Consider the following 20,572-nt stretch of genomic DNA (forward strand, 5'->3'; position numbering starts at 1 on the left):
ATACAATTGATTTGCCGCATTAATAAAATCATAGTCCTGCCGCCAATAAGATCCTACGCGCGCGTTACCGACAGAGCCGTGGCTCAAGCGCAATTTGGCGTCAGAAAGCCAAGCTTTGGTACCTGACATGAAAGACTCATCCGAAAATCTCCAGGCAAAAGCCGCACCTGGAAAAAATCCCCATTGATTGCCGGGTGCAAATACATTTTTACCATCTGCCCTACCCGTCAATGTCAGAATATAGCGATCGCTAAAAGTATAGTTAACCCTCGAGAAGAAGGAGGTCGTCCGTGATGGTTCGCGAATGGTGGTGTAGGTAGGCGATGGAATACCATAATTCCACATCGCTAACACGTCGTCGGTTGAGAAATCTTTGGGATAAAATTTAGACTCCAACAGCATATCGTTTTGCTCGCTATTTGTCATCTCCTGCCCCCCAACGATTGTAAAACGATGTTTATTTTCTTGCAGTTTGAAATCGTAAGTCAGCACATTTTGGAATGACCACAGCGCCCCTTTTTGATCTTCTCGCCGCGCTACGGGCTGACCACCGTTAGCGCTGGACTGCCCCGTACCATTTATCCAGATATTATCCGTAAAATTTTTATTGAAACCATAAGAACCTTTGGCATTGAAACTCAATCCTCTGGCGATTTTCCAATTCAGCCCGGCATTAAAAATTAAATTAAAGCGATTTTGATCTTTATACTCATTCACAACATTTACAACGGGGTCGTTGAGTGAGCTCAGCGCTTCAGCTGAAGTAATATCTTCCGCTCCACCAAGGGCTCCTTCGGTCAGCGATGCAAGACTGCGAACGGGCGCATATTTTACAGCTTCCCGCAACTTGCGCCCGTCAGAGATACTGGGACCCGTGATTTTTGTGTTTGACATCCGCGAGTTAAACTCAAAGGAAAGCTTAGGACTAATCTTTTTATTGAGCTTTGCGCTCACATAATCCCGCTGGTAAGCCGAGTTTAACATAATATAATCCTCATTGTCGTGTGTATAGTTTAAGTTATAGGTCAGACTTCCATCTTTGTCACCTCCCGTCATTCCCAAGCTATAGTTTTGCTGCAGCCCCGTATTACCATATAATTTATCCTGCCAATTAAGTCCATCTTTGGACTTATAGATATCCACATCTTCCCAGAGTCCATACATGGAATTAAAACTGTTATTCGCAGCCATAGAAGGATCGAGCTCACGCTGCCAGTATACATACTCATAGGGCGACAGTACCTCAGTAAGGTTGTACACTTTACTTGCAGCCAGATAGGAGTTGAAAGTAATTTTTGGATTTCCGCCTTTCCCAGATTTAGTCGTAATCAAGATAACCCCATTGGCTCCTTCAGAACCGTATATTGCAGTTGAGGCCGCATCTTTCAGTACATCTATATTTTCAATATCTGCCATCGGAATATCGTTGATATTGGCTACACGAAATCCATCGACAATATATAAGGGCGAATTGTCCTGGGTAATGGAACTTCCACCACGGACACGGACTTTTATCTGGGCATCAGGCGAACCTTCCGTTATGGTGACATTGACCCCCGGTAAACGACCGGATATGGCTTGAAGGACAGATACTGTGGGTAGATCTTTCAATTGTTCGGCGTTAATAGAGGCTACTGAACCTGTCAGATCTTTCCGTTTTGTAGTACCATAGCCGATGGCTACAACTTCATCCATCATTAACGTATTATCTGCAAGAACAACATCTATTTTCATACGTCCATTGACCTGAACTTCTTGGCTTTTTTTTCCAACAAAAACAAATACAAGAACAGCATTTTCGGGAACATCCTTAAATGCATAACTTCCCGACTGATCAGTTGATGTCACCATACTGCTTGATTTTATTCGCACAGTTACCCCTGTTATCGGAACTCCTTTTTCATCCAACACCTTGCCTACGATAGCAATAGACCTTTGAGATATCCATCGAACCTGCTTACGGGGGCTATCCAAAAGCACTGTCATGGTCGCATAACTATCGTTTGCCTGAATGGTAGTTGAAATGAACACCAGCAAGAAGCCAATATTCACCCGGCTCCGCCAATTGTAATAAGGTACATCCCTAACACCATCTGAATGCAACAAATTTTTACGCAGCTGCGTAGAACGAAACAAAGAAAACTTTATTCCGTCAAATGGTTTCAATTTGTTATTTCTCATAAGATTTGATTTATAATTGCTTGGCTATATCGCTCGATTTATGCGAAATCACTTCCATACTTGGGGTTTAGTGCAGATAAATTTGCGAGGATTCCATTGATCATTCCCCACAATAACCGTATCATAAGTATAACTAGCAGCTTCCGCATCAGTTAGTATTGCTTTTGACACACCCATCTCATTATTGCTGTTTTTAAATCGTGTCTTACGATTGTCGGTGCCTATCGCATTTCCTGACACATCTATACTTTTGTAATCGGCAAATATTTTGGGAATCCCCCCCATATCTGTCCATCCTTCTTTGGCCACCGGGATATTCATTCGTGTGTAAAGAAAAACAGCTTTAGGCTGATCGTGCCATGGACGTCCTAATTTTACTTTTCCATCTGCGGCAGCGGTATTTCCATCGATTGTACAATATTTAAACACGTAACCCCATTTAGTTTCCTCCTTATGGCTCGGAGCCACAATCACCGATCCGCTGCGAACATTATACAAGGTGCAATGCTCAACATATGCATTACCGCCCCCATAAAAATAATCTACAGCCCCTTCTATCCAGCAATTGTATACATATAGCCGATCATTGGGCTTGCGTGTACTAGTCATCCAGGTATCTTGAAAAGATCGGAATATGCAACCACTAAATGCTACCCTATCCGCTTGGATACGTATTGCCAAAGCCTGTGGGCCGCTTTGCCGTTCAAGTCCCCAATCATTTATAAAACTGATATTTTCGGCATAAAAATCATCCCCATAGATTGACACCACTGCCCCGGGATAGCGATAAACCGCTGCTTTGGGATTGTGAACGGAAAATTCCCAAGCTGCAGTGTCTGTTTGATACCATTTAGAATCCGGCTTAGGTAAAGACTGTACGTTTAACTTAAAATGAACACGTGTTTGCTGCTTATCTTGACCAATTAAATGGATGAATCTTTTTTCTATGGGTACCGTGATTACTTCATTATAGTCTCCATTTTTCACATAAATACGGTAAGGTTCACCGCAATGTTTTGGCGCACTATCAATTGCCTTTTGTATAGTTTTATAATCACCGGTACCATCGGCTGACACGACCACATTGTGACCTCCATCTAGTGCTATCGTTTTAATTATGCTGGCACAGCAAAAAAAGGGACTACAAAATTGAACATAGGTCAATAGAATAGATACAAGAATTTGTCTAATCATTAGAAGTCTATAATTGGTTCGTTTAACATTAAGTTTGCAAGACTGTCGTCAGCAATAATCAAAGCTAATGGAGCACAACAAATTAAAGGTTCAATAATTGACAAAAAAGGTTTAATTTTTATAAAAAACTAATTATAAGTGATTTATATTTAAAAATTATGATAAAAATGATTTATTTTTATTTCGCATAGTATATTCTTTTGGAGAGATCCCGAACATTTCCTTGAAACTAGTACTGAAATATTTGGGATTATTAAATCCTACGCGATAAGCTACATCGGATACGTTTTCCAGCCCCGCATCAAAATATAATTTAGCCTTTTTCAGGCGCAACTCCCGAACGAATTCAACTGGAGCTATATTTGTCAGGCTCTTAAATTTTTTGTAAAAGGTATTGCGGGCCAAATTCAGCTGTTCGGCAATCAAATCAATATTAAAGTCAGATTGGTTCATATGCTGTTCCACCACCTCAACTACCGTATCCAAGAATTTCTTATCCTTGTCGTCAATTTGAACTTCTGATACCTGAATTACAGGAGCATTCCGCTCAGTAACCTGTTTAAAATAGGATCTTCTTTTTTGAAGTAAATTATGAATAGCTGTTAATAGAAAAGCAGGTTCGAATGGCTTTGTGATATAATAATCAGCGCCATAATGCAATCCTTCAATTTGCGTTTCAACAGCGTGTTTAGCACTCAACAACACAAAAGGAATATGGCAAACCCGCGCATCCCGCCGAACTTCTTTCAACATTTCAATACCATCCATTACTGGCATCATCAGATCGCTTAATATAAAATCAGGCATCATGGAGTGAATCTTTTCCAACCCTTCTTTACCGTTTGTAGCTATTTCAACGTGATAATGAGCGTCTAATTGCCCCTTTAAAAATATTCGTAAATCCGCATTGTCTTCAACTAACAATAAAGTTTCATTTTTGTCTGTATCGAAAGATACCATGCTATGCTTATTGGGATCGGAATACGGAGGAAGGTCAAAAGAATTAAAATTACGGAATTCTTGAACATTTTGCGGTACATTTGCATTATTGTGAATTGGAATTTCAACGCTAACATGGAGTCCTTGGGTTTCCCTGTTTTTTGCATAAATGTTTCCGTCGTGTAATAATGTAAATTCTTTTGAAAGCGCTAAACCTACTCCCGTACCTTTTCTTTTATGCACTTTAGGGTTATTTTCTGTGTAAAATAATTCAAAAATATAAGGCATTGTTGCACTTGGAACTCCAGGTCCCTCATCAATGATATGGATATACATTTTCTCTTGCTCTAGGTTTAACTGGATTTCCACGCTACTTCCTTCGGGTGCATAATTGAGTGCATTTGACAACAAGTTGAAAAGGATTATCTCAATTTTCGTCTGATCTAGTTGAACAATCAGTTCTTTAAAAGCTGTAACAAATTTAAGATTCACCTGTTTTGCTTCGGCAGATGCAATAAACGCGAACAATACGTCAGAGATCAATACCACGATGTCGAATTGCGTAAGATGCAATTGATGCTTACTTTCCTGTACCTTTCGCAAGTCTAACAATTGATTGACAAAAAGCTCCATTCGCGCAGCATTCCGATGAATAATATCCATATATACCTGTTTTTTTGAATCGGTCTCTTCACGTATCAATTTCTTGACCGGGCTTATAATAAGTGTCAATGGTGTCCGCAATTCATGCGAAATATTAGTCAAAAACTCCATTTTAAGTGCACCAAGATGCTGTTCGAGAAGTACTTTCTGTTTTAAATGTATCATTTGCAGACATATTTTAAAAACTGCATAGGAAATCCCGAGAATCAAAAAACCGTAGACTATATATGCCATATGTGTCTTCCACCATGGTGGATTAATCATAAATTCAACCTTTCTATAAGGGATTCCTTCATAAAGATCATCTTCCCCCCTTATCTCAAGGGTGTAATCGCCGGGATTTAAATTGGTGTAGGTAATGCGTGTAATCTGGTTATTAAGATGCCAGCTAGTATCAATCTGTCTTATACGATATTGAAAATTAGGGTGCATATAACGCGGATCCGAAACTGTTACATCAAAAGATAGGTTATTTTGATTATGGTTTAATATAAGCCGATCAGTATATTGTACTCCGACTTGTTGTCCTTTTTTTTGGGTATTAATTACAAATTCCTTATTATTAATCAAGAGTCCAGTCAATAGAAGCTTCGGTTTGCTATATTTCTGTTGAAAGGCTTTGGTGTCGAGACAAAGTACTCCTTTTGTTGTACCAAAAAAAATCACTCCTTGCTTCCTCTGTACTACCGTCTTTTCTGAAAATCGCATATTACCAAAACCGTCACTTGCATTAAAATTTACGAACCTCTTTTTTTGACGATCAAACTTCGACAATCCACCTTCTGTTGCTAACCAAAGGTTATGTTCTTCATCTGAGATACAACTTAAAACATAATCATTAAAAAGTCCTTCGTTGGCGGTATAATGTTCAAATCGAAGAGCATTAAAAGGATCGCCACTGCATTTTGTCAATCCCCCCCCTGACGTACATATCCACATGGTTCCATAATGATCTTTGTACAGATATTGCACATCATTATCGCCAATATGATCTCCATCATAATACACAAAATAAAAATTATCCTTTTTATTGATTGGATTAACAACTAGAACACCATGGGTTGTCGCTACCCAAACCATTCCCTTATCATCGAGAGTTAATTGCCGAACTCTGTTAAATACATCTTTCCGCAAACCAGATTTATGCAATGCTATTTGTTCAAATTTCGTTACTCCATTAATTTCAGTAGCTCGAAGTAAACCCGCTCCATAAGTTCCTATCCAAATAGCCCCCTGTTTATCCTGCAATAACGAATAAACTTGGTTGCTAATTAATTTTTTGTTTATCGTATTAAATTGTTCAAGTCTATATGAAGTTCGCTCCTTATTTTGTGGTACAGCCTTTAACAGCCCATGCTTCTTAGTACCCATCCACATTGTTCCTTTACGATCCTCCAATAGACTATAGACGGACGAAAGTGCTTCTGAATCCACGCCACTGAAAGAAATTGGCAAAATTTTCCCCTGATCAAAAACTGATATGCGTCCCAATTTTTTGCCAACCCAAAACCTTCCCAACTGATCAAATAGAAGGCTACGAACTTCAGGGTCCGTTGCTTTCACCTCTTCGTTACCAAAAGGTTGGAATGACACCCCTTTATTGTAAAAGACTATCCGTGCCATTCCCTCCCCCTCTACGGCAAACCAAATTACACCAGCAGGGTCATATAGAATATCATGGACAAAGCGTGGAAAGTCTATCTGTTGACCATTGATTGATTTGAAAGAAAAGCTGAGCTGGGCATTCTGTTCATCAAAAAAACCGAATCCGCCCCCTCGCATACTGATCCAGACTCTTTGCGATGCATCCTCAAAACATTTAAAACTCACGGTTGAACTCTTTTTAAAGAAAGGAGAACTAAAATAGTTGCTTTTAAGATCGTTCAAATTCAGCAGGACCACGCCATTTCCTTCTGGTTCAAGCCACAATCGTCGCTTACTATCTTCATAAATTCCAGTAAGGCTAGTTCGAAATTGATATAGTTTCTGTATTGTATGCCTTACGACATCAAATGCAATAAGTTCACCCAAGGAGGTCGACAGGAAAAGCTGCTTTTGATCGCGTGACATACGCATTTCATTGATTCGTCCTTTTGTTACCGATAACTTCTGCAATTTTTGTCCTTGTTTATTATACACCAAAAGGTTGTTTTTTTCGGTAGAAAAAAACATGAAATCAGAAGATTCAGCAATCTTAAAGATACCATTTGAAGCCAATTCAAAAGATTGAATAACATGTGGCTTATTCCCTTTTTTTGAAGATAATTGAAGCAAATGAAGACCATCTTTTGTCCCAATCCATACCTGTCCTTCGACATTCCTATGGAAGAAAGTCAATTGATTTGACGATAGATGATTATCTACAGCTTTATTGTCTGAGCTAAAGATTGAATAGTCAGAATTTCCACTTTTCGTATCTATACAAAATAAACCATCGTCTGTGCTGCCTACCCATATAGATTGTGCATCAATTGCTAAAATTTTGTTAAACTGTACTGATTTTTTTTGTGTAGCTTCCACCTTTTCCGATATCGAGCAAAACTCTTCGGTAGCCTTGTCAAAACGATAAAGTTTCATATCATAAGTAAGAAACCAGATGTCGTTTTTATTACCATCGATCATCTGAATAACTCGACGACTTGCGACATCATACTTCTTGGATTCTGTAGAATTATAGGTTTTGAAATGCTGACCATCGTACCGGTTAATTCCGTTCCATGTGCTAATCCAGATAAAACCATCCTTATCCTTCAATAGTCCTGTCAGATTACCATGAGAAAGACCTTTATCTCCGCCAAAATGATCCAATCTAAAACTTTCCTGACCTAGAACGGTGGGTATATAAGCGAATACTACCGCTAATAAAAATATCCACGAACTACTAAATTTTATCATAATGAAGATTAGATTTATCCCTCTCTTTTTGAAAATTTGGTTACTACCTAAAAGTAGCTTTTTATTCACGTATTACTTTATATTTTCTACGCAAACGATCTCAAAAATATGATATGCAGATATTGCCCAATCTAAGTATATATGGCAACCTAATAGTAATAAGATCCATATTGGACCGATTTATCTTATTCTTATGGATTGAATTATTTTTAAGCTCCTGAAAAATTGATTTTAAAAGTGTATGCCGTTGCTGTGCCATTAGCACCTGACAAAAAAAATTAAACAATAATATTACAAATAAACTTTTAATCAAACACAAACTTCTCTTATGCTTACAATTGGTTATTTCAAGCAACAAGATAAGAAATTATTTACGGTAGCAAAACTTCTAACCAAGTCTGGCGATCTACACGTTCTTTTATAACAAAAAAGACTATCCTAGGATAGTCTTTTTTGTTATAAACTCTTCTGTAGTAACTTATGCTGCGAAGCCGTAAAAATATTCCGGAAGATTATATTGATTTCATGATCAATGGCGGCCCCCGAGATTCCGGTATGCGGATAGAGTCTTATTGTATTTGTAAAGATACATTCCACAAAATCTCGACTTTGTATCCCTATCTGTTCATAAATTGCTGCATTATCATTGCCATCATGAAGATTTACCCAAGAAAGAACGGCCAAATTCATTATTGCTTCCCTCCGATTAACATAATCTTGCTGAAAGTCATCGAGTACCCTAAACGCTTCTTTACTTTCAGTCTTCTCCCATTTGGATTGATTGCTTTTTAACACAAATAGTTTTTCTATTAAATCCAAAAAGCGCTTATACATTCCCGTAAAGTTGGCCAGTAAAGTCAATTCCGCAAAAGGCATAAAGGGATATTGATACAACAGCTCGCTACGTGTACTTTTTGCCGCATCAATATCAAAAGACTGCCTACCATCAACGAGTATGTCTTCCAGCGAAAAGGAATGCGAAGCCGTAGCCTCCAATCCAAATGTATCCCAGTCGTAATGCACCAGTACATGGTCACGATCCACAAAAAATGATTTTATCAGTGGTTCACCTTTTTCGTCCAACACGGGTTTTCCTGCCTCCTGAATTGCAGCATTTAAGGTAAAATGGGTTAAATGAGGAGCTCCGGTTGCATATCTCCAAAAACCGCGGAGCCGATAATGTTCACCTTCACGTGTAGCTGTACCTGATACCTGCCCACTGCCGCCAAAACAAACCCGATCCGTTTTGAAAATCTGATCTCCTAAAACCGGATCAATAAAACCGACAAAGAGATTTGCTCCTGAGCATAACGTTACTGTCCAAGCTAATCCCCCATCCCAATAAGCCAGGTCAGCCAATAAATTGAGCCCTTCAGGTAGACTTAACCCCAATCCACCCAATGCAGGTGGAACCCAAATCTTAAACCATTTCCGACGAAAAATCAGTTCGAGCTGTCCATCCGACAATGTTTTCTGATGGATTCCCTTAGCCTGATTATCTTTCAGAATAGCAATATCTTCGCTATTGAGTTGCATATCTTTCTTCACTTATTATTCTCCTCCAATTAAAATATCCACTAAATGCCATAACAAATAAAAACAAGGTCAAGCCCGAATAAAGAAATAACCCTTTATGGATCAGTAAAGGAATTGCCATCAGATTACTGATATTCAACAATATCCAATTTTCTATCTTCCGTTTTGCCAATAACCACATCCCTGCCCAAGCTGTGCAGGAAACTGCAGAGTCCCAAAGCGGTACATCAGAATCCGTTAAATGGACCAATCCGAAATAAAACAACAGAAAACCGAGAGCGCAGATTCCCCCTACTATCCACCATTCTTTCGGCTCACAATGCGTTATGGGAGCAGCAACATCGCTACTATATTTCCAATAGATCCAGCCATAGATGCTCATGATCAAATAATAGAGATGTAGTAATATTTCTGCATATAGTTTCGCATGGAATAATACGTAAACAGAAATTAAGATACCAATAATCCCAAAAATGTAATTGATCGATTTATTTTGCCGGGAAAACCAAACCTGTAAAATACCAAAGGATACCCCTAGCCATTCCGCGATGGTGGCCTGTTGAATCTGTTTTATAAAAGCTTCGAAAATTGTTTCAGAAGTCATCGCCTTGTTTATTATTTCGTGTAATTCATAATAAACCTATGGGAGAAAAACGGACGTTTTTATTGAAATTAAATCCCTACGCCAGCATTACCTGGATCAGGTATATAAAAGCGATTGTACAAGGAGGTACAATCGCTTTTATTGGGTATAATCTCAGCCGAGAATGACCATGGTCATTCCAAGCACCCCATAAGTATATTTTCTGTCGAATTGATTATTCTATATCAATCAATTTCAACGCTTTGTGCGTACGCGTACGCGTTTCTTTACATAGTTGCGCATCATCGTTCAATGATTTCCCGTGTGAAGGAATCATTTCACGTAGTTTTTTACGGTATTCATCTGATTTCGCACGTTCAGGGAAACATCTCTTCAACAGGCTGATCATGATAGCAACTGACGTCGAAGCTCCAGGAGAAGCTCCTAATAGCGCAGCAATAGAACCATCTGCACTAGAAACGACCTCTGTACCAAATTCTAAAATTCCACCTTTCTTCTCATCTTTCTTGATGACCTGAACACGTTGTCCTGCTTTCTCGATAACCCAATCCTCCAATTTAGCTGTAGGCATAAATTGTTTTAAAGACTCTAGTTTATCTTTTGGTGACTTCATGACTTCAGTAATAAGATACTTCGTCAAAGGTAAGTTGTCAAGTCCGGCTGATAACATCGGGCGGATATTGGACAATTTGATAGAAGCAGGTAAATCGAAGTAAGACCCTTGTTTTAAGAATTTAGTTGAGAAACCTGCATATGGTCCAAACAATAACGCTTGTTTGCCATCAATATAACGTGTATCTAAGTGCGGTACAGACATTGGAGGAGCTCCAACAGAAGCTTTTCCATACACTTTCGCATGATGTGTATTAATGATCTCTTCATTTACACAACGTAGCCATTGGCCCCCTACAGGAAATCCGCCATAGCCTTTTGCTTCGGGTATTCCAGATTTTTCCAACAACAACAACGAGTGGCCACCGGCCCCAATAAATACAAACTTTGCTTTTATTTCTCTCTTTGTTCCTGTCTTTAAATCTTTGACCTCCACTTCCCAACGGCCATCGTCTTCACGTTCGATGTCGATTACTTCATGGTTTAAGGAGATCGAAATATTTTCTTTATTTTCAAGATTAGCGATCAAATCACGTGTCAACGACCCAAAATTAACATCAGTGCCCAGATCCATTTTTGTCGCAGCGATTTTTTCATCGGCCTCGCGTCCTTCCATCATCAATGGAATCCACGATTTCAACAATGCCGTATCTTCGGTATACTCCATCCCTTTGAACAAGTTTTGGGTCGTCAATGTTTCCCATCTTGTCTTTAGGAATTTAGCATCTTTTTCACCAAAAACCGCACTCATGTGTGGAATACTACGGATAAAATTTTCAGGTTGGGCAATAATGCCTTTATCAACGAGGTAGGACCAAAATTGCTTAGACACTTCAAATTGCTCTGCAATTTTAACTGCTTTATCAATCTTTACAGAACCATCTTTCTGTTCGGGGGTATAATTTAACTCGCATAAGGCAGAGTGACCCGTGCCAGCATTATTCCAAGCGTCAGAACTTTCAGCAGCCACAACATCCAAACGCTCAAGAATTTCAATATTAACGTCTGGGCTTAATTCATTGATTAGAGTACCCAAAGTAGCACTCATAATACCGGCGCCGATCAGAACAACGTCAACTTCTTTATTTGATTTTTTGCTCATGTTTTTGTGATTGATGCAAATTTAATATAGTTTTTGGTAAACGTCCAAGTCTTTTGTCAAAAAACTGTACTTTTTAGAACCACTTATTCAAAAATACCATTGATTTATTAAAATAATCCTAAGTGAGCGATCGCTTACCGTAAAATTCTAAAATTGTTTCCTGAAAACACGCTTCCACTCCAACGTAAACACAAGGTCAACACACAATGTTTTTCTATTTTAAACCGTTATTTATCGAAAGATTTTGTGTTATAATATAGTTTTAACATTTTTGCAGAACATCGAAAGGCAATAGTGTACACAATAGCTAAAAAACAAGATCATTTATTCGCTAATACGACGGCATCGAAAAAACACAAGCACTGGGGCATAACCAAGATAAACCAAATGGAAACGAGTTCATGTTTCGTATTGAATTCCAGTAACAGACGGGCTGTGAGAGAAAGACAGCGCGTGGAAAATGGACATAAATGCCTAAGTGTGAATAATTGAAGAACAAATAACTTATACAGATGAAAATACTCGAAGGAAAAATTGCTTTAGTAACAGGAGCATCAAAAGGAATCGGAAGAAAAATTGCAGAAGTGTTTGCACAACATGGTGCTAACGTCGCTTTTACATATCTTTCTTCTGTCGAAAAAGGACAGGCGCTAGAACAGGAGCTTCAGGCTTTCGGCACCAAAGTGATTGGTTATCGCTCTGATGCTTCAAAATTCGAAGAAGCAGAACAATTAATCAACGCGATCGTTGCCGATTTTGGGGGATTAGATATCGTTGTAAATAATGCCGGTATCACAAAAGACGGCTTGTTAATGCGTATGACCGAAGAGAATTGGGATGATGTATTAAATGTCAACTTAAAATCTGTCTTTAACGTTACAAAAGCTGCTTCGAAAATTATGATGAAAAACCGTAAAGGTTCATTTATCAATATGTCTTCAGTTGTTGGAGTTCAAGGAAATGCCGGTCAGGCAAATTATGCCGCATCAAAAGCTGGTATTATCGGGTTCACAAAATCTATCGCTAAAGAATTAGGCTCTCGTAATATCCGTGCAAACGTAGTTGCTCCAGGTTTTATACGTACCGAAATGACTGATGTACTGGATCCTAAAGTTGTGGCTGGATGGGAAGCCGGGATTCCATTGAAACGTGCTGGCGAACCAGAAGACGTTGCCAATGCATGTCTTTATTTAGCATCTGATTTATCAGCATACGTAACCGGACAGGTTCTTCCTGTTGATGGTGGTATGTTATAAAATAAACAGGCTTAGGTTGAGTTAAGAAAACTTGACCTAAGCCTGTTCTCTAGTTATATTTCACGGCCTATCCTGATCTATTTCTACGAAACACCTATGCACGCCACAATTAACGGTTTTCTTTTCCAAATTTTAGTTAATTTTGTCCATCAAATTTTTAAATGCTATGACGAACTGGAAGGATTTTTTTGACATTAAAACCGAGGATGATTTTAATCAGCATTGTTTAGATACCTACCAATTCCAAAGCCAGCATTGCAAAATTTATCGTGACTATATCAGGCTCCTTGGGCGAGAAAAAGACCTGATTCAGCACTATACCGATATTCCTTTCATGCCCATCGAATTTTTTAAGACCCAACAGGTTATTGCTGAAGGGATGGAGGCTGAAATCGTATTCTCGAGTTCGGGTACAACAGGTATGGTCACCTCAAAACATCTGGTCGCTGACCGGAGCATATATGAGCGAACTTTTCGGAAGATTTTCGAAAGTTTTTATGGTCCGCTCGGCAACATCGCCGTCCTTGCATTGCTCCCATCCTACCTAGAGCGAAGTGGTTCGTCGCTGATCTATATGATTGATGATCTCATGAAGCAAAGTGAGCAACCGGAAAGCAATTATTTTCTCTATAACCACCAAGAGCTTTTCGATACACTTATTAAGCTCAAAAATAAAGGCACAAAGACCATCCTCTTTGGCGTAACGTATGCCCTACTCGACTTCATTGAACAATATGCCTTTGAATTTCCTGAACTGATCATTATGGAAACCGGCGGAATGAAAGGTAAGCGTAAGGAAATGGTGAAACAGGAAATCCATAAACTCCTGGAAGAAGCCTTTTCTGTGCATGGTATCCATTCTGAATATGGCATGACAGAATTACTCTCACAAGGCTACTCTTCAGGTCAGGGAATATTCTATCTTCCCAAATGGATGAAAATCTTGATCCGAGATACCAATGATCCTTTAAGCCTGATTCCGTTGAATAAAACTGGCGGCATCAATGTAATCGACCTCGCCAATCGCTACTCCTGTTCATTTATAGCCACACAAGATTTAGGTAAAGTATATCAGGATGGCTCTTTTGAAATATTGGGACGTTTTGACCAAAGTGATATTCGTGGTTGTAATCTGTTGGTTCAGTAATGATCTGATATGACCAGCGCGGCATTTGCCAAACGGTTTGGTTCCCTCAAAGCAAATTGCCTATACCATAATAAAAAAACACCTGGTCATGATGCACGGCCAGGTGTTTTTTTATTCGAAATACGATTCCTATTTCAGACTCGGATCTTCAAAGGTATTGCCCGATCGCATATCCCCCGAATCATATCCTTTTTTAAACCATTCCATACGTTGCGCAGATGTACCATGCGTAAATGATTCAGGAACAGCATAGCCCTGTGCTTCAGTCTGTAATTTATCGTCACCAACAGCAGCTGCCGCTTTCATCCCGTCCATTATATCATTATAATCAATTTTTATATCGGTTAAATCATTGATGTAATGCGCCCAAACACCTGCATAAAAATCCGCTTGCAGCTCGGTCATAACGGAGATCCTGTTATTTTCACGCTCGCTCAGTTTCCCACGGGCTTGATTGGTCTTCGGCAATAATCCCACCAATTGTTGGATATGATGTCCGACTTCATGCGCAATTACATACGCCATGGCGAACTCTCCCTTTGCACCGAATTTATCCGAAAGTTCTCTACTAAAGCTCAGATCCAGGTAAATCTTTTGATCACCCGGACAATAAAAAGGTCCGTAAGAAGCCTGCCCCATACCACAACCATCCGTTTGTGTTCCCCCATCGTAAAATACGAGTGTTGTAGGGGTATAATTTTTCTGCATCTGCTCTTTAAACAGCTTTGCCCAAACATCCTCGGTACTCTGAAGTACAGTTAATGAAAATTCAGTTAGTCTTTTTTCCTCCGGATTTAACTCACGCGGCTGTCCTGACTGTTCAGTTTGTGCCCCCATATTTTGGGCTTGCTGTAAGAGTTGCATCGGATCTCCACCCATCAAAAATCCAATGACCAAAACAATAATTCCACCAATTCCTCCTAAAGCAATTTTTCCTCCCCCCGACATTCCACGACGGTCCTCAAAATTACCACTTTGCTTGCCTCCTTGCCATTTCATAGTATTCCTATATTACAGTTAATAATCTTTTCTAATGTTGGTTAAACACAAATTCGGTACCAATGTTCTACATGAAGTAAATTTATTTGAAGAAAAAATTTACTTCACTTTACCTCGTAGTCCGCATCATATAAATAAATTTACCAGCAAACAAATGATAGTCATAAGCAAAAACAATGCTTTATAAGAGTAAAAACAGGAATTATTTCCCCAAGCCGTGATATTCGTCATTGCACATCAAAGCAAATTTGGCTAAGTTTGGGCTTTCAAAAAAACTGACATGAAATTAGAAGAACAATTACAAGCGAGAGCTGGCGGAAAATGTGAGCTGACAGGCGAAGATGCCACTTTAATTGCCTACACATTACCTCCGGAAATAACATCAAATTTGGACAATACTTTACTGATTTCAGAAACATTGGTCAATCAGCTCAACAAAACAGAACAATTAAATCCAGACGACTGGAAATTCCTTCCAAATGCAATGTGGGCCGAAAACCCATCGGTGCAAATTGTATGCTGGCGTATGTTAAACCGATTAAAAAATGAAGGCTGGGCGTCGGAAGCACTGGATATCCTCTATCTCGACGATGAAACACTATTGGAAGCTAAGAAAACTGGAGATCATGAAAATGATGGCTATGTTTCTTTTCATGAAGATAGCATCGGGCAACGACTGTTGGAGGGCGATACTGTTGTGCTGACAAAAACGCTTGACGTGAAAGGTTCCTCCTTAAAAGCGACTTTAGGCACCGTGGTTAAGAATATTCGACTAGTAGCAGACAATATCGAACAAATTGAAGGAAAGATTGAAGGTCAAACAATCGTTATATTGACCAAATATCTCCGTAAACAAAATTAAAATAGACTTTTCGACTAAATAATTAAGGCTTAAACTGGGGTTCATTCCTGTTTAAGCCTTAATTATTTAGAGAGATAGCAGTCACTATTGCGGATAATTCCGCACAAATTCAAAACGATAGTTTGAATGTTGTTTGAGACTATCGATCAAATCCGATAACAACCGCTGTCCTTTTTTCGTTTGATACATATTGTCATGTGTCAATAGCACAACATTGTTTTTCGTATAAGAGGTACCTTTACGGAGTAAATTCTTCATTTGGGTATACAACTGATTCACCGATAGGTCCGGTTTCCCTGTAACACCATTTATCTTCCACTCACAGTCCCAACCAATTACTTTGTAACCATTCTGGTGTAGTAACTCGGCAGTCGAAGCCCCACTTTTCAAATCAACCTTTTTACGGTCTCCGATATACCAGATATTTCGTCCCGGCAACCGAACTATTTTATGTGTTAATCCCAGCGATTGCTCAGCAAGTTCAAAATCTTCAAAAGCCGTCTGCGGATTCGAATAGAAAGTACTGTATTTATTGTGCGCATGCCAGTAACTGTGGTTGTAACAATCCACTAAAGGATTATTCTTGTAACGTTCTGTAAAACTGTGTAATTTTTTACTCATTTTATCATGATTGCCAATCAGAAAAGCATTAATTTTGATGCCTTTCGCTGTCGCAATGGAATCAAGGTGCTGGCTTCCATTCAGTGGACCATCGTCAAAAGTGAGATAAATATAACGTGGAGAAACAGTATCAGTCAACAATACGGTCGTATCTTTAGTCCCTTTGTAGTCCACATTTTCTTCCATTTTTGTAATGGTGTCTTTGCGCAGCGAATCCACTTTACTTATCGAATCTTGCACAGCAAGCAAACTATCCTTTTTTGGCGGCATAGAGTCAACAGCTCCCACATTTTGCACCTTATTTGTCCCACTTTGATTGCAGGAGTAAAATCCAAAAATAGATATACTTAACCCTACCCATACAACACCCGAATTAACCAGTTTTCTCATTACAAAAATTAACTTACACATTACAATTATTTCCCATAAACTCAAAATCACCTAAAATAAGCGGATCTCAGTCCCGTGTAGCGCAAAATTAATATATTTTTCATTAATCAAGCTGTTATGTTATTTAATTTATTGTGCATGTACACTAAAAGCTTCATGATTCCGAAAAACCCGGAGCTACGAATGCAAACAGCCTGTTATTTCTGGCCAAAAAAAAGGAACCTATATGTATATAGATTCCTTTTTTATCATGTTATTCAATTACTCGATTAATCTCTATGTCTTCCTCCGTGACCGTTACCACGCCCATGTCCGTTTCCATGCCCATGGCTATTGCCTCGTCCATGCCCATTTCGGCTATCGTATCGACGGCTTTCTCCCCATGAATGTTCGCGCCTTACACTACGTTCGCTGGCAAATGAATACCCACTACCACCGTGGTGGTTGTCACGGATAGATACTTGTCTTCCACGGTAACCGCCATAACGGCTTCTATACCGATCGTGGTGATGCCATGGTGTGCGATCGTTAATAACGACTTTATGAGCCCGATAAAAATCGTAATGTCTGTATCTCCTCGGTAAACTTGCTCTTCTTATCCAGCCGCCATTATCATAATAAACGTAACATCTCGCGGGTACATCGTAATACATATTGTATTCTGGAATATAATAATAGCGGGCATAATCATAACCTGCTGGCCCCCAGCTTGGCTGACTCCCAATATTGACACTGATACTGACTTGCGCTTGTGCAGCTCCCGCTGTAAAAAGGCCTGCAATAATCGCCGCCGCGTAAAACAATTTTTTCATAAGTAGCTCCTCCCTCTAGTTTGTAATTTCTTCTTTACAATACGACAACAAACAGTGTGCAAAAGATTAATGTTCAAATGTTAATTTTTGTTAACGAAGCAATAAGAATCTCATTTTAAACAGGTTAAATATGACTGTAGTTAGCAATAAAACCGCAAACTTTTTAGTAGGATCAGTTGTTCAGATCATACAGACTTTAATGAACTAATCACAATGAGTATATATAATGTAGGAATATTGGTTGGTAGCTTACGAAAGGAATCTTACAACAAAAAAATTGCGCAGTTTATTCTTGAGCAAGAGGAATCTAAATTTGGCTATCGCATAATCGATATCAGCGAGCTTCCCCTATATAATCAGGATTTTGACGACGTAGGAAATCCTCCTCCGAGCTATGTGCGATTTCGGAAAGAGGTCGAGTCCCTGGATGCTGTACTTTTTATTACTGCAGAGTATAATCGTTCTATTCCTGCAGTTTTAAAAAATGCGATTGACGTGGGTTCAAGACCTTATGGAAAAAATAAATGGGATGGTAAACCTGGCGCCATAATTTCTTCATCAACGGGAGTTTACGGTGGCTTTGGCGCCAACCACCATTTACGTCAATCACTGGTCTTCATCAATATCTTAACGATGCAGCAACCCGAAGCTTATCTGGGCAATATAACAACATGTATTGGTCCCAGTGGGACTATTGAATCACAAAAAACCAAAGATTTTCTACGTAGCTTTAAAAATGCCTTTGAGCAATGGGCTGAGCGAATTATACATACAAAAGGGCAGGATTAAATCCCGCCCTTTTGTATGTATAATCAAATTATTCTAGTCCTGTTCATCACTGACGTCATAGTTCCAATGTTGTAATTTTTCCTGCAAGATCCGCGATATCTTATTGAAATAGCGCTTTTGCTTATAGCCCATTACCCATTGTACGCCCTGTACAGCATTGGTACAGAAAATCTCATCCGCCCGTTTCATGATTTCGGGGCTTATCTGTGCCTCAACCACCTCTATACCTTCATCCTGTGCCATGTCCATGACTACCCGGCGCATTACTCCTTCAATACATCCTTCGGATAACGCTGGTGTATAAAGTACCTTTTCATAATAGACAAAGATATTTGAAATCAGGGATTCACATAGATAACCTTCCTGATTTAGAATCAATACATCATCAAAAGCCATTTTCTTTTTATAGATGCCAGCCAACACGTAAATCTGCGCATTTAAAGATTTAATCTTTGAAAGGTCGCTATACGGTTTTTTGAATTCATTGTAAAGTCCTACAATCAAACCAACCTTCTTATCGCGAAGATTAGGTTCTATGCGCTGCACCTGCAAAACAAAACCAGGTTTATTACTCGTTGGACTATACAATCCGCCTCCAGATCTAAACACGATCAATCGGATACGAACCTGCTGCCCCAACATATTGTTTTTACGGATTAATTCTTCGGATCTCGAACGAATAAAAAATTCATCGAATAGATTCGCATCATCCAAATGAATCAACTCCATTCCTTTCTGTAAACGCTCTACATGAAAATTTAGAAAGCGGATATCACCATCCTTATACAGCATCGTTTCGAATAATCCATCCCCATAACGGAAACCTCTATTCTCAATGCTAAATATTTCCTGATCTTCCGGCACTACACTGCCATTGAAATTGATATAGTTTGTTGGCATCTTAATTTTGTTCTAAATTTTAATCATTTTCTATAGCCATTGAATTTGCCGCATATCCGCGCCACTTTTCTAAAGCTAAACGAAAATCTTCTGGAAATGGTACCTCAAAATACATATTTTCTTTTGTAGAAGGATGGATAAATCCCAATACTTGCGCATGAAGGGCTTGTCGTGGCAGTAATGAAAAACAATTATCCACAAATTGCTTGTACTTTGAAAATACGGTACCTTTTAAAATCTTATCTCCACCATACATTGCATCATTAAATAACGGATGACCAATAGATTGCATATGCGTACGAATTTGGTGTGTACGCCCTGTTTCTAACTGACATTCAATTAAAGTAACATAGCCCAGTCGCTCCAAAACGCTGTAATGTGTCACTGACCAACGCCCTTTATCTTCGCTATCATACATGGCCATGATGCGTCTGTCTTTTAGATGACGTCCAATATAACCTGTAATTGTTCCGTCCTCTTTTAAATCACCCCAAACTAATGCAATATATTTACGGGTAATGCTGTGATCGAAAAACTGTTTTGCCAAAAAGGCCATTGATTTTTCATTTTTAGCAATAACCAATAGTCCGGAAGTGTCTTTATCGATTCGATGGACTAAACCCGGGCGATCGGAGTTTCCTGGAAGCTGTGGCAGTTGCTGTATATGATACGTTAATGCATTTACCAAGGTTCCCGTATAATTATTATATCCTGGATGCACAACCATGCCCGCCTCTTTATTCACAATCAGCACGTCGTCATCCTCGTATTTGATATCCAATGGAATGTTTTCTGGATAAACTTCATTATCCCGAGGTGGATCAGGTAGCACCAATGTAATCACATCATCAGGTCTAACCTTATAGCTCGCCTTGATCTCCTTACCGTTAACCATGACAGAACCTGCTTCAATAGCATGCTGAATTTTGCTCCGCGTCGCATTTTCAACCCTGTTCATCAGGTATTTGTCAATGCGGAGTAATGCTTGTCCCTTATCCACCTCAATACGTAGATGCTCAAATAATTCTTGTTCTTCCTGATCTTGCGATCCAATTTGTTCTGTCATGCTA

General features: G+C 39.1%; 15 protein-coding genes. 4 read left to right on the forward strand and 11 right to left on the reverse strand.

Translation table 11 applies throughout. From position 1 onward, the window contains the following. From B2X72_RS14755 to B2X72_RS14780, 6 genes are all read right to left on the reverse strand, one after another. Positions 1–2,181, reverse strand: a 2,181-nt coding sequence (locus tag B2X72_RS14755; RefSeq protein WP_286850258.1) for a SusC/RagA family TonB-linked outer membrane protein, incomplete at its 3' end; no start/stop codon positions are given. Between the two features lie 48 nt (positions 2,182–2,229). Further along, positions 2,230–3,375 carry a pectinesterase family protein gene (locus B2X72_RS14760; RefSeq protein ID WP_286733713.1) on the reverse strand — a complete coding sequence of 382 codons (1,146 nt, stop codon included), beginning with the start codon at positions 3,373–3,375 and terminating at the stop codon, positions 2,230–2,232. Positions 3,376–3,531: 156 nt separating this feature from the next. Continuing rightward, the gene (locus B2X72_RS14765) at positions 3,532–7,872 is read right to left on the reverse strand and encodes a hybrid sensor histidine kinase/response regulator transcription factor (RefSeq protein ID WP_286850262.1); all 4,341 of its coding nucleotides are present in this window, start codon (positions 7,870–7,872) and stop codon (positions 3,532–3,534) included. Positions 7,873–8,328: 456 nt separating this feature from the next. Next, a complete protein-coding gene (locus B2X72_RS14770) occupies positions 8,329–9,408 on the reverse strand; it encodes an acyl-CoA dehydrogenase (protein WP_286850265.1) in 1,080 nt (359 codons plus the stop codon). After that, positions 9,395–10,012, reverse strand: a complete 618-nt coding sequence (gene pnuC, locus B2X72_RS14775; RefSeq protein WP_286850267.1) for a nicotinamide riboside transporter PnuC — start codon at positions 10,010–10,012, stop codon at positions 9,395–9,397. The genes B2X72_RS14770 and pnuC overlap by 14 nt, the downstream gene beginning before the upstream one ends. A 214-nt stretch (positions 10,013–10,226) precedes the next feature. Then, positions 10,227–11,726 carry a malate:quinone oxidoreductase gene (locus tag B2X72_RS14780; RefSeq protein ID WP_075991943.1) on the reverse strand — a complete coding sequence of 500 codons (1,500 nt, stop codon included), beginning with the start codon at positions 11,724–11,726 and terminating at the stop codon, positions 10,227–10,229. Between the two features lie 512 nt (positions 11,727–12,238). Here B2X72_RS14780 and fabG point away from each other — a divergent pair. Both fabG and B2X72_RS14790 read left to right on the forward strand, forming a co-directional pair. After that, positions 12,239–12,982, forward strand: a complete 744-nt coding sequence (fabG, locus tag B2X72_RS14785; protein ID WP_075991942.1) for a 3-oxoacyl-[acyl-carrier-protein] reductase — start codon at positions 12,239–12,241, stop codon at positions 12,980–12,982. 166 nt (positions 12,983–13,148) lie between these two features. Further along, entirely contained in the window at positions 13,149–14,129 is a 981-nt protein-coding gene (locus B2X72_RS14790; RefSeq protein ID WP_205398770.1) for an acyl transferase, read from the forward strand. A gap of 129 nt (positions 14,130–14,258) precedes the next feature. On the opposite strand, the gene ypfJ is transcribed toward B2X72_RS14790, so the two are convergent. After that, positions 14,259–15,128: a KPN_02809 family neutral zinc metallopeptidase gene (ypfJ, locus tag B2X72_RS14795; RefSeq protein ID WP_088161011.1), complete on the reverse strand. Its 870-nt coding sequence runs from the start codon at positions 15,126–15,128 to the stop codon at positions 14,259–14,261. Positions 15,129–15,408: 280 nt separating this feature from the next. On the opposite strand from ypfJ, the gene B2X72_RS14800 reads away from it, so the two are divergent. After that, positions 15,409–15,990, forward strand: coding sequence for a PhnA domain-containing protein (locus tag B2X72_RS14800; protein WP_088161010.1), 582 nt, complete (start codon positions 15,409–15,411; stop codon positions 15,988–15,990). Positions 15,991–16,074: 84 nt separating this feature from the next. Here B2X72_RS14800 and B2X72_RS14805 read toward each other — a convergent pair whose 3' ends face one another. Further along, entirely contained in the window at positions 16,075–17,001 is a 927-nt protein-coding gene (locus tag B2X72_RS14805; RefSeq protein ID WP_088161009.1) for a polysaccharide deacetylase family protein, read from the reverse strand. A 269-nt stretch (positions 17,002–17,270) separates the two neighbouring features. After that, positions 17,271–17,813 (reverse strand): hypothetical protein, encoded by a 543-nt coding sequence (locus tag B2X72_RS14810; protein ID WP_088161008.1) that lies wholly within the window; start codon positions 17,811–17,813, stop codon positions 17,271–17,273. 213 nt (positions 17,814–18,026) lie between these two features. Here B2X72_RS14810 and B2X72_RS14815 point away from each other — a divergent pair, with 213 nt between their 5' ends. After that, positions 18,027–18,602, forward strand: a complete 576-nt coding sequence (locus tag B2X72_RS14815) for an NADPH-dependent FMN reductase (RefSeq protein WP_286850271.1) — start codon at positions 18,027–18,029, stop codon at positions 18,600–18,602. A 33-nt stretch (positions 18,603–18,635) separates the two neighbouring features. Here the strand turns inward: B2X72_RS14815 and B2X72_RS14820 are convergent, their stop codons facing one another. Continuing rightward, positions 18,636–19,502: an aminotransferase class IV gene (locus tag B2X72_RS14820; protein WP_088161006.1), complete on the reverse strand. Its 867-nt coding sequence runs from the start codon at positions 19,500–19,502 to the stop codon at positions 18,636–18,638. 19 nt (positions 19,503–19,521) lie between these two features. Then, entirely contained in the window at positions 19,522–20,568 is a 1,047-nt protein-coding gene (locus tag B2X72_RS14825; RefSeq protein WP_088161005.1) for an RluA family pseudouridine synthase, read from the reverse strand. Between the last annotated feature and the right edge of the window lie 4 nt (positions 20,569–20,572).

The organism is Sphingobacterium sp. UBA7253, from assembly GCF_002472745.1.
In the GTDB taxonomy this organism is placed as follows: Bacteria; Bacteroidota; Bacteroidia; order Sphingobacteriales; family Sphingobacteriaceae; genus Sphingobacterium; species Sphingobacterium siyangense.

What these genes read in the sequence shown, in the direction of transcription:
- B2X72_RS14805 (WP_088161009.1), bottom strand. Translation starts at nt 17,001, where the DNA reads ATGAGAAAACTGGTTAATTCGGGTGTTGTATGGGTAGGGTTAAGTATA.
- B2X72_RS14800 (WP_088161010.1), top strand. Translation starts at nt 15,409, where the DNA reads ATGAAATTAGAAGAACAATTACAAGCGAGAGCTGGCGGAAAATGTGAG.
- pnuC (WP_286850267.1), bottom strand. Translation starts at nt 10,012, where the DNA reads ATGACTTCTGAAACAATTTTCGAAGCTTTTATAAAACAGATTCAACAG.
- B2X72_RS14790 (WP_205398770.1), top strand. Translation starts at nt 13,149, where the DNA reads ATGACGAACTGGAAGGATTTTTTTGACATTAAAACCGAGGATGATTTT.
- B2X72_RS14825 (WP_088161005.1), bottom strand. Translation starts at nt 20,568, where the DNA reads ATGACAGAACAAATTGGATCGCAAGATCAGGAAGAACAAGAATTATTT.
- B2X72_RS14765 (WP_286850262.1), bottom strand. Translation starts at nt 7,872, where the DNA reads ATGATAAAATTTAGTAGTTCGTGGATATTTTTATTAGCGGTAGTATTC.
- ypfJ (WP_088161011.1), bottom strand. Translation starts at nt 15,128, where the DNA reads ATGAAATGGCAAGGAGGCAAGCAAAGTGGTAATTTTGAGGACCGTCGT.
- B2X72_RS14815 (WP_286850271.1), top strand. Translation starts at nt 18,027, where the DNA reads ATGAGTATATATAATGTAGGAATATTGGTTGGTAGCTTACGAAAGGAA.
- fabG (WP_075991942.1), top strand. Translation starts at nt 12,239, where the DNA reads ATGAAAATACTCGAAGGAAAAATTGCTTTAGTAACAGGAGCATCAAAA.
- B2X72_RS14780 (WP_075991943.1), bottom strand. Translation starts at nt 11,726, where the DNA reads ATGAGCAAAAAATCAAATAAAGAAGTTGACGTTGTTCTGATCGGCGCC.
- B2X72_RS14810 (WP_088161008.1), bottom strand. Translation starts at nt 17,813, where the DNA reads ATGAAAAAATTGTTTTACGCGGCGGCGATTATTGCAGGCCTTTTTACA.
- B2X72_RS14760 (WP_286733713.1), bottom strand. Translation starts at nt 3,375, where the DNA reads ATGATTAGACAAATTCTTGTATCTATTCTATTGACCTATGTTCAATTT.
- B2X72_RS14770 (WP_286850265.1), bottom strand. Translation starts at nt 9,408, where the DNA reads ATGCAACTCAATAGCGAAGATATTGCTATTCTGAAAGATAATCAGGCT.
- B2X72_RS14820 (WP_088161006.1), bottom strand. Translation starts at nt 19,502, where the DNA reads ATGCCAACAAACTATATCAATTTCAATGGCAGTGTAGTGCCGGAAGAT.